The 9,874-nt window shown below is 63.1% G+C and carries 10 protein-coding genes and 1 tRNA gene; 9 read left to right on the forward strand and 2 right to left on the reverse strand.

The annotated features are described in order from the left end of the window. Positions 1-49 precede the first annotated feature (49 nt). On the reverse strand, positions 50-1,003 hold the full coding sequence (locus tag LZD57_RS16205; protein ID WP_233720519.1) for a Hint domain-containing protein: 954 nt from the start codon (positions 1,001-1,003) through the stop codon (positions 50-52). 450 nt (positions 1,004-1,453) lie between these two features. Beyond that, positions 1,454-2,488 (reverse strand): hydantoinase/oxoprolinase family protein, encoded by a 1,035-nt coding sequence (locus LZD57_RS16210; protein ID WP_233720520.1) that lies wholly within the window; start codon positions 2,486-2,488, stop codon positions 1,454-1,456. Between the two features lie 171 nt (positions 2,489-2,659). Between LZD57_RS16210 and LZD57_RS16215 the strand changes: the two genes are divergently transcribed. The 9 genes from LZD57_RS16215 to LZD57_RS16255 all read left to right on the forward strand — a co-directional run bounded on the left by LZD57_RS16215 (position 2,660) and on the right by LZD57_RS16255 (position 9,630). Next, positions 2,660-3,406, forward strand: a complete 747-nt coding sequence (locus LZD57_RS16215) for a HisA/HisF-related TIM barrel protein (RefSeq protein WP_233720521.1) — start codon at positions 2,660-2,662, stop codon at positions 3,404-3,406. Between the two features lie 102 nt (positions 3,407-3,508). Continuing rightward, positions 3,509-3,583 (forward strand) — tRNA-Thr (locus tag LZD57_RS16220). Positions 3,584-3,678: 95 nt separating this feature from the next. Then, entirely contained in the window at positions 3,679-5,262 is a 1,584-nt protein-coding gene (locus tag LZD57_RS16225) for a DUF6538 domain-containing protein (protein WP_233720522.1), read from the forward strand. A gap of 94 nt (positions 5,263-5,356) precedes the next feature. Then, a complete protein-coding gene (locus tag LZD57_RS16230; RefSeq protein ID WP_233720523.1) occupies positions 5,357-6,589 on the forward strand; it encodes a phage portal protein in 1,233 nt (410 codons plus the stop codon). Then, positions 6,586-6,939 (forward strand): gene transfer agent family protein, encoded by a 354-nt coding sequence (locus tag LZD57_RS16235; RefSeq protein ID WP_233720524.1) that lies wholly within the window; start codon positions 6,586-6,588, stop codon positions 6,937-6,939. The genes LZD57_RS16230 and LZD57_RS16235 overlap by 4 nt, the downstream gene beginning before the upstream one ends. Beyond that, complete coding sequence (locus LZD57_RS16240; protein WP_233720525.1) at positions 6,936-7,439, forward strand: HK97 family phage prohead protease; 504 nt, start codon at positions 6,936-6,938, stop codon at positions 7,437-7,439. Before LZD57_RS16235 ends, LZD57_RS16240 begins: the two co-directional genes overlap by 4 nt. 11 nt (positions 7,440-7,450) lie before the next feature. Then, positions 7,451-8,596 carry a phage major capsid protein gene (locus LZD57_RS16245; RefSeq protein WP_233720526.1) on the forward strand — a complete coding sequence of 382 codons (1,146 nt, stop codon included), beginning with the start codon at positions 7,451-7,453 and terminating at the stop codon, positions 8,594-8,596. A 15-nt stretch (positions 8,597-8,611) separates the two neighbouring features. Next, entirely contained in the window at positions 8,612-9,052 is a 441-nt protein-coding gene (locus LZD57_RS16250) for a phage tail tube protein (protein ID WP_233720527.1), read from the forward strand. 2 nt (positions 9,053-9,054) lie between these two features. Further along, positions 9,055-9,630 carry a phage tail assembly chaperone gene (locus LZD57_RS16255; RefSeq protein ID WP_233720528.1) on the forward strand — a complete coding sequence of 192 codons (576 nt, stop codon included), beginning with the start codon at positions 9,055-9,057 and terminating at the stop codon, positions 9,628-9,630. Positions 9,631-9,874: the final 244 nt, after the last annotated feature.

Here is a 9,874-nt window from a genome sequence, read left to right on the forward strand (position 1 = left end):
CATATCGTCGCGATGCCGGGCGGCTTCCGCCCCATCGGCGTGCGATCCATCATTGGCCGGCGTATTCCCCTGCGCTCGGCCATGCGCACTGTGCCGAAAGATCCGCATAGAACAGATCGGCGAGGCGCTTTCTTTCGGCCTCGACCAGCGGGCCGTCGATCGCAACTTCGCGGCAGCGGCCATGCTGACCGGCGGGGACGAGGTCGGGATTTGCCAAGACGTCGTCGAGATCATTGTCGAACCAGGCCCGGGAACCCATGTCGAAGAAGCTCTCGGCCGGAAGGCCATCGGCAAGCAGCACGTCGTGTTGGTCGAGCTCGATGTGCCAGTAGGTGACGGACTGCATCGAGGTGCGCCCGACGGTGGTGCCGTTGATCAGGTTCATGATCGGTACGAGCACCTCGACGCCGTGCTGGCGGACCAGGACGGGGTGGCCGGGGGACAGGAACACGTCGCGCTCGGGTACGCCGGCTCCGAAAGCGTTTGCCCGAACCCGCACAGGCGCCATGTGGGCGTTTTCGCCGGAGCAATCGAGCGTCCGTTTGCCGATCCAGATAATCGGCCTCGACGCTCCGGAAGCCGTCAATGCCAAGTCGCCGACGGACAAATATTCGATACGGACGGGACCGCGAGGCGTGTCGACCTCCGTGCCAGTCGTGAAGCACTGAATCGCGAAAGTCTGCGGTTGTGTGGTGAAGCTATCTCCACCCGCCAAGTCGGCTGTGTACTGGAATACGAAATATCTGCCGTCTCCATCGTATGTCGCGACAAATCCGTTTCCATCCCCGAGGGACGATCGGTACGTGAAAGGAAAAGAAGAACCAGACAGGTTCAAGAGGATTGAATCACCAGTTGAAACATCGCCCAATATGGTTGGCGAATCGCTAGGTAAGTCGCTTCCGTCATCGGTCACGGTTCCGACGCCATAATAACCGTAAAAAGTATAATTATACGGCGAATCCTGAATGATTTGACCGAATGTTAAGTTTGCTGTCGTCGCCACGTTCTTTTCCCATCGAATCTGAGCCAGGATGCGTCAACCGACGCGCTCCCTCTGCACGCGGCACCCACCAAAGGTCGGGTGAGCGTGCCCCATTCCTGAAATTCCCACTTCGATTGGAAGAATCAGCCTCGGTGGTTATCCGAATGTCAGAACGATTTCGACTGCAATTTCAACCGGTTTCGCGATTTTTTGACAACGGTTCCGTGGCACGTCGCGGTTTCCTGTAGCAGCGAGGCGGGAAAGTCGCAGGTGCCTCGCTCAAGTCGATCAACGCGCTTCGCGCCGCGCGTTGATTAAGAGAAGGGGCCAGGCAGCGGACCAACGCAGACGGCCCGGCAGGCCTCGTCATCCCGCAAGCCTGGCAATACCGGTGAAGACAGGGAGCGGCTTCAAATCATATCGATGGGCCGTCCGCTTCGACGCGATCGGCCAGGCTAACCGCAGGAATGTCTACCGTTCTCGCCCCGCCAGCACCGCCAGAGCTGCCGCGGGTGCAGCGCGGCAGACCGCGTCGCGCAGTTCGGCCGGGCAGTCGAAGAGGTCCGGGAAGTCGACGACCCCCCTGTCCAACCGCGCCGCGAGGCGCCGCAGGACCGGGCGGCCGGTGCCGGCGACGACGACGGGGGCATCTTCCGAGATATCCTCGCGCGACAGGACAAGCAGCACCGCGTCGTGGATCTTGCGCAGCTGTTCCTCGGCAAAGCCGTGGGCGAGCCATTCCCAGGCGCCGTCGGTGCCGTCCTCGGCATCGAGGCCGATCATCCTCGCAAGTCTGCGGCGCGAGGCCTCGACGGTCTTTTCCTTGCCGTCGGCGGCGGGGTAGAGATCGTCGGCCTCGTCGAGGATGCCGGTGATCCGCTGGACGTCCGCCATGGTGGCGAAGAACTCGTTCATCACCGGCACGATCCTTCCCGCGAAGGCCGCGCGGCTCGCCACCGCCATCAGCGCGGTGCGGGTGTAGCCCTGATAGACGAGTTCGCCGCAGGCAAGGCGCGTATTGTCGCCGACACCGGCGGACATCACCCGGCCTGCCACGACGGGAACGACGTCGGTGGTCGTCGACCCCATGTCGATGAACACCGCCTCCTCGATGTTCGCCGCCGCGAGAGCCGCGCTGGCATGCCAGTTGGCCGAGGCGATCTCGTCGGCGTGGGAGCGGGCATCGCCCGGCGACAGAAATCCGGCCGCCCCGCCATAGAGCGAGACGTCGCCCGAGAGCTTTCCGGCGAACAGCCGGGCCAGCGTCTCGACCCCCTCGCGGCGGGAGGCGAAGACGTCGGACAGTTCGCCCGTCATGGTGACGGCATGGCGATCGACGGACAGATGATCGCAATCGCCGAGGATCGTCGCGAGGCCGGTCTCCAGATGCTCGAGCCCATGCCAGATCGGCGTCGCCTCCTGCCAGACCTCGAGGATGCGGTCATCTTCGGCGAGGGCCGCCTTCAGATGGGCGCCGCCGACGTCCCAGCCCAGTGTTCTCGTCATGACATCAACGTCTCGCATTCTTCGTGTCGCACCGGGCCCGTACGACCTTGGCCGGTCGTGGCGAGCAATCCTCCGGCGGCCGGGGCCCCATGGATCGTCGCGGCCACCCTTGGTCCTCCGGCCGCCCATGCGTATAAGACCATCGAACGTGTTCCGGTCTCAAGGTCGAAGATGCAAGTCATCCCCGTACTCGACGTCAAGAACGCCCGCGTCGTGCGCGGGCTCATGGGCGACCGGGCGAATTACCGGCCGATCGAGACGCCGTTGGCGACGAGTCCCGAACCCCTCGACGTCGCGAGGGGGCTGCTCGATCTGCATCCGTTCGAGGCGCTCTACATCGCCGATCTCGACGCGATCGACGGCTTGGTGGTCGCAGGCGTCGTCGGCGAGGGCGAGGAGCGTCGCCGGCGCGGCGAACCCGACGCGGAGCTGATGGCGGCCCTCGTCGCGGCCCATCCGGGCGTCACCCTCTGGCTCGACGCCGGCGTCGCGAGTTACGACGAAGCCATGGCGATCGAGGCGCTGCCGGGCGTCCTGTGCGTCGTCGGGAGCGAATCGGTGGAGGATGCCGAGATCGTTCGGCAGCTCGCGGAGGAGACCGACCTCGCCTTGTCGCTCGACTTTCGCGGCGACGTCTTCCTCGGGCCGCCCGAACTTCTCGAAGACGAGAGCCTGTGGCCCGATACGCTGATCGTCATGACGCTGGCCAAGGTGGGCAGCGGAGCGGGCCCGGATGTCGCCAGGCTCGCCGAGATCGTCGCGCGGGCAGGCGCTCGGCGGGTGTTCGCCGCCGGCGGCGTGCGCGGCCCGGAGGATCTCGCGGTGCTGAAGGAGATGGGCGTCGCCGGAGCCCTGGTCGCCACGGCGCTGCACGACGGGCGCATCACGGCCGAAGATCTCGCCGGGCTCGCGGGTTGAGACGGGGTCTTCCAACGGCCGTCTGCAGGACCTCCGGGGCATGATCGCCGGGCGCGTTTTGGGGTGTTTCGGGCCGTCGCGATGTGATATCGCAAGCACCGCGCCGGCGTAGCACAGCGGTAGTGCAGCGGTTTTGTAAACCGAAGGTCGGGAGTTCGATCCTCTCCGCCGGCACCATCCTATCGTTTTGAAATCGCTGAAACCCTTGCGCCGCAGGGCCTTCCGCCCATAGTGATGTTACAAACCATGTAACAAAACCACGGCGGAACACGATGGCAGGGCGCATCAAGGGGCTGATCGATCGCAATGGACGGTTCTATGTCAGGATCGTCATTCCCGCCGATCTCCGGTCGTTCTTCGATGGCAAGACTGAGCTACGAACTCCGCTCGGACCCGACAGGCGAGAAGCGCTTCGTCGGCACCCTGCGGCACTCGCGACCCTGCTTGACTCGATCGATCATGCTCGCACCCTGAAGGTTCACAGCGAGGGAGTGGAGGCCGCACGTCGGGAGAGGGCTTCGTCGCCGCTGGCGATCGAAGAAATCGCCCGACGTCACTACGCCGAGCGCTTGGCATTCGACGAGGAACTTCGCGGCGATCCTCGATATGCGCAACAAGGCTTCGACGATGGCCTCGTCGCGGATCTGAAGGACGCGATCGCTGGCAAGGCGACGAATGAGCAACTGGCGAACCTCGTCGGCTTTAGCCTTGAGCGGTTTCGAAAGCGCGGCAATCACGATGCACGGTTCGGCTCGCCGGAGTGGCGATCTCTGGCGAGATCGCTTTCGCTCGCCGAGCTTGAGGCGATGCGGCGCGTTGCAGAGCGTGACGAAGGCGACTTCTCTGGATCGACCAACATTCCAGCCTTGGCGCCCGCTGACGAACCAGCACCGGAACCACCCGCGAAACGCGTGTCTATCGAGAAGCTGTTCGACGCCTATCTCGACGAGCTGAATAAGGCAGGGAAGGGCGCCGAGGCACGTAAACGATGGGCGCCCGTCGTGAAGGATCTCATTCGCTTCCTCAAGCACGACGACGCAAACCGCCTGACTAAAAGCGACTTGATCGCGTGGCGAGATCACCTTTCGACCCGCCTGTCATTGAAGACCGTCAAGGATGTTTATGTCGGCGCGACCAAAGCGGTCTTGAGTTGGGCGCACGAAAACGAAAAGATCACGAGCAACCCCGCCGATGGCTTGAGGGTCCGCGTCGAGAAGAAGCCGCAGTCGCGCGAAAAGGGCTTCACCGAAAGCGAGGCGCGAACGATCCTACAGGCGGCGAGGGACTATCAGCCGGTCCATTCCGACAATCCGCAGACTCGCGAAACCGAGGAAATGGTCGTTGCAAAGCGATGGGTGCCATGGCTATGCGCCTTCACCGGCGCCCGCGTCGCCGAGATCACGCAGCTACGCTTCGATGACGTTCGCGAGGCCGATGGCGTCCACTACGTCAGAATCAGCCCGGCAGCTGGCAGCGTGAAGGGCTGGCAGTATCGCGACGTACCGCTTCACCATCAGCTTCTCGATATGGGGTTTCTGGACTTCGTTAAGTCGCACGGTCCCGGCCCGCTCTTTTACCGCGAGGGAAAGCGCAGGACGACGGCTGAACACCCTTCGAAGCGCATCGCGAACAAGATCGGGAGATGGGTCCGTACTATCCCCGGCAATCCCGCCGATGTCGCTCCGTCGCATGGGTGGCGCCACCGGCTGAAAACGATCGCGTGGGAAGTTGGCATCGACTCGCGCGTCGTGGATGCGATCCAAGGACATGCCGCGCGCACCGCTGGCGAAAACTACGGCGACGTGACACTCAAGGCGCGCAAGATGGCGATCGATAAGTTGCCAAGGTTCGAGTGAGGAATAAAAGCTTAGAATAATAGGAAATTTTGCTTGTTCTGCCGATTCTGGCGTGAGATAATATTCTTACGTTAGAAAAACAGGCAGGTATTGCGTGGCGCTAGAGCGCATCAAATCCGTTGTGCAGAAGGTATTCGGAGAGCCTGAACAGAAGGCCGCTCCCGCGTATCCCTTTGACACTTGGGGCTTGGATAGCTTCCTCGCGCCCGCGACCGTCTCAAATGTCGCGGTGACGGCGCAAACCGCCCTTCGCGTTCCTGCCGTTGCTCTTGCCGTCAACCTGATCGCTGGCTCTATCGGCTCGATCCCGGCGCGCATCGTCCGCGAGATCGATGGATCGAGCGAGGACGCATCCGAGCATCCGAATTACCGGCTCGTCTATCGCCGCGCCAACGATCGCCAGACGGCGGCGAAACTTCGCGAGCGTTTGGCAATGGACGCTTTGCTGTTTGGGAATGCCTTCGCCTTCGTGAACCGCGTCGGCGGTCGCGTCGTCGAGATCGTTCGCCTCGATCCTCACGCCGTCTCTATCCAGATCGATCCGCAGACCGGCGAGGCGATCTATCGCTCAACCGTCACCGGTGCCGTCCTCAATCCCGCCGATCTTATTCACGTTCCGGCGCAAACCTCGATCGATGGCGTCACCGGCATTTCGCCGATCGCCCTGGCTCGCGAGGCCATCGCCCTTGCGATCGTCATGGAACAGCGCGCCGCTCGTCTCTTCGGCACGTCAGCGCGTCCGTCTGGCACGATTGAGATCCCCGGCGACGTTCCCGAGGAGCGCGTCAAGCGCATGGGTGCCAACTGGCGTTCGGCGCATGAAGGCGCCGAGAACGGCGGCAAGACACCCATCCTGACGGATGGCGCTCGCTTCAACCCGCTGATCTTTTCGTCCGTCGATGCGCAGTTCATTGAGATGCGCAGAGAGCAGATCGTCGAGATCGCCCGCGCCTTCAACGTCCCGGCGACGATGCTTTTCGAGCTGTCGAACGGCACGTTTGCCAACGTTGAGCAACAGTCCCGTCAATTCGTCACCTACACCTTGAAGCACTGGACCGAAGCCTTCATCGGCGAATACGAGCGCACCCTTCTTTCTGACGAGGAACGCGACGATCACCGCGTCTCCTTGGATACGGAGGCGCTGATCAGCGTCGATACCGCAGCGCAGGCCGAACGCATCGCCAAGCTTCGCGCCTCCGGTTCGATGACCGCGAACGACGCTCGCGCCGAGCTTGGACTTCCGGCCCGTCCCGATGGCGACACGCTCGGCAGCCCGTACACGACCCCCGGCGCCGCTCCGGCCCGCTCTCAGGAACCGACAGCATGACGACGCACCGCGCCTTTTTCGGCGATGCTCACTATGATTTTGCGCTCAAGGCGCCGCAGATTGCCGAGCTTCAGCACCTTTGTGGCGCCGGCATCGGTACCCTTTGCCAACGCATTTTCCGAGGCGATTTCGCTTATTCCGATCTCGTCGAGACGATCCGCCTCGCTCTGATCGGTGGCGGTCTCGATCCGCAGCGCGCCGCCGAACTGATCGAGGTCTACAGCGAGGTGACGGCGCTCGAACGCCTCGCCGAGATCGCGATCGACGTACTCGGCAAGCGGTACTTTCCGCCTGAGACCGGCCCGGAACCCGAACAGACCGGCGAACTCGACGCCGAGGCGCTGGCATGAACCAAGCCTTCGAAATCAAGGCCGCTATCACTTCCGACGATGCTGGCGAGATCACCGGCATCGCCTGGCCCTTCGGAACTGCCGATCGCGTTGGCGACATGATCGAGAAGGGGGCCTTCTCCGGCGCCATGCTCCCGGTCCCGATGCTGTTCGGCCACAACCCCAACGATCCCGTTGGCGTCTGGGAGAGCGTCGAGGAAACCGACACCGGCCTTCAGGTGAAGGGCCGTCTTCTCGTCGCTGACGTGGCCCGTGCCCGCGAGGTTCATGCGCTCGTCGCCTCCGGTGCCGTTGGCGGTCTCTCGATCGGCTTCAGCACCAAGAAGGCCGCACCCCGTCGCGGCGGCGGTCGCACGATCTCCGCACTCGATCTCGTCGAAATCTCGCTCGTCACCGTCCCGGCTCATCCGGGCGCCCGCGTGACGAGCAAGAAAGCCGCAGCGAACGCCATCGCGATCGCCGAGGCCATCAACCGCGCCGCTGCGGCGCTCAAGCACTAAAGGAACGAAGCTTGGAACTGACTCCGCAGGCGTTTTCGAACGCCATCGAACTGAAATCTGCCGAGGATGGCGGCGACGAGGACGCGAACGCGATCGTCACCAAGGCCCTTGGTGACCTGTCGCAGACGGTCACTGACCGGCTTGCGGCTGTCGAGAGGAAAAGCGCCGAACGGCTGGACAAGCTCGAAGCTCGTCTGAACCGCCCGGGGGCGCCTTTCCTGTCGGCAGCCAATGACACCGACGCCGAGATCGAGAAGAAGGCCGTCCGCGACTACTACCGCACCGGCTCTGATTTCGAACTCAAGACCCTTTCGACTACCGTCGGCGCCGCCTCGATCATGGCGCCGCCGCAGCTCTCGACGAGCATTCTGGAGAAGATCACTCTCTCCTCGCCGGTTCGTCAGCTCGCCACCACGATGGCGCTCGCAAGCGGTTCTGTCCGCCTTCCGCGTCTCGTCAACAAGGTTACGCCCGGTGCAGTCGCCGAGTTGACCCCGGACCCGCGTCCCGAGTCGGAACCGTCCTTCGACGATATCGAGATCGTCGCGCACGAGATGGCGCATTTCATCCCGGTCTCTCGTCAGGCCCTTGAAGATGCGAACGTCGATCTCTCCGGCTATCTTTCGAACCATCTTGTTCGCGAGTTCGCCAACGAGGAAAGCCGCTGGTTCGTCAACGGCAACGGCACGTCTGAAGCTGAAGGCGTCATGACGAGCGCAGCCGTGGGCGTCTTCACCGCTGCGACGGCGACGCTGACGCTCGACGCCCTGATCGACCTGTTCCATGCGATCAAGTCGCCTTACCGGGCGAACGGCGCTTGGCTGATGAATGGTCAGACGATCGCGACCCTCCACAAGATCAAGGATGGCGACGGTCGCCCGCTCTGGCAGCCCTCGATTCAGCCCGGACTTCCTCCGGTTCTGTTCGGTCGCCCGGTCTATGAAGCGCCGGATATGCCGAACATCGCCGCCGGATCGACCCCGATCATCTTCGGCGACTTCGCCGCTGGCTACACAATCGTCGATCGCATCGGTTTCCAGCCGCAGCGTGAAGACCTTGCGACACAGCCGCGCCTCAAGATCGGCGGTCGCCGCCGCGTCGGCGGCGCCGTCACGATGGGCGAAGCGCTCGTCAAGATGAAGATGAAGACGGCGTAAGGGGAGATCGAACCAATGCCTAAGGGAATTTCCAACGCAAAGACCAAAATCTCGATCGGCGGCGTCTATGCTGATGGCGCCGATCTTACTGCCGTTGCGAGCTGGACGCCGATCGGTGAGATCGTCGAGATTGGCGAAATCGGCGAAGAGGTTGAGCTGATCACCAAGGAGGTGATCGGCGACGCCTACGTCCGTAAGGCCAAGGGGACGCGCAACCCCGGTTCGTTCGAAATCACCGTGCTGCACAAGCCCGGCGATGCGGGACAGACCGCAATGCGCGCTGCACAGATCGCGGCGACGGAATACACGTTCAAGATCGAACTGGAAGACGGCGAGCAGTACCTGTTTGCCGGGCTCGTCATGAGCGACAAGCGACAGTTCGGCGCCGCGAATGAGATGGTGGCTACCGCCTATCAGCTCGAAGTGACAACGCCGAAGACCACGGTCGCGGCGTAACGATGATGACGCGGCTCGCAGAGGAACGCATTCGGATCAAGCTCGGCGATACTGTCGTCGAGCTGGTTCCGACGCTGCGGGCCGCGCTTTGTCTCGCTCGTCGATACGGCACTTACGGCGCCCTGATCGACAAGCTTGCCGAAGGCTCCACTACGGCGTTTGCCGACGCGATCGAGGCAGGCGCGGGCATCGCCGGTGCAGGCGATCTCATTCATGCGCAGGCCGACAGTGACGGCTATTTCGCAGTGATTGCTCGCTTGGCGCCACCTTTGATCGACTTCGTGATCTCGCTCGCCGGCCCCATGTCCGACGACAAGGGCGATGACAGAACCACCGGCGAGCCGATCACCTTCGCCGAGCACCACGAACAGCTTTTTGAGTTTGCGACAGGCTGGCTGCGCTGGACCCCCGCCGAGGCGTGGGCTGCCACGCCCGCCGAGATCAAGACGGCAAAGCGAGGCCACGAGGCCATGCTGCGCTGGCTGTATGGCGGCGAAGAAGCGCAGACACAGAAGACGAAGGGCAAGGGTGCGATCTCGGATCGCATTCGCGGCTTCTTCGCGAGGCAGCCCGCCTAATGCCGATCCGCCCGCCTCATATCTGCGCCTGCGGACGGCGCGTTCCGGCTGGCGACCGTTGCGCCTGCCAAATCAAGGCCGACGCCGAGCGCAAGGCCCGCTTCGATCAAAAGCGCCCTAGAGAGCGTCTCCATAAACGGGTTCATCTGAGCGGCACGATCTGATTCATTCTCCTTGAAAGGAGAATGCCATGCGTCGTCATGAACTCACGGATCAGGAATGGGCGGTGATCGAGCCGCTGCTA

The sequence above is a fragment of the Jiella avicenniae genome, assembly GCF_021390325.1.
Taxonomy (GTDB): Bacteria; Pseudomonadota; Alphaproteobacteria; order Rhizobiales; family Rhizobiaceae; genus Jiella; species Jiella avicenniae.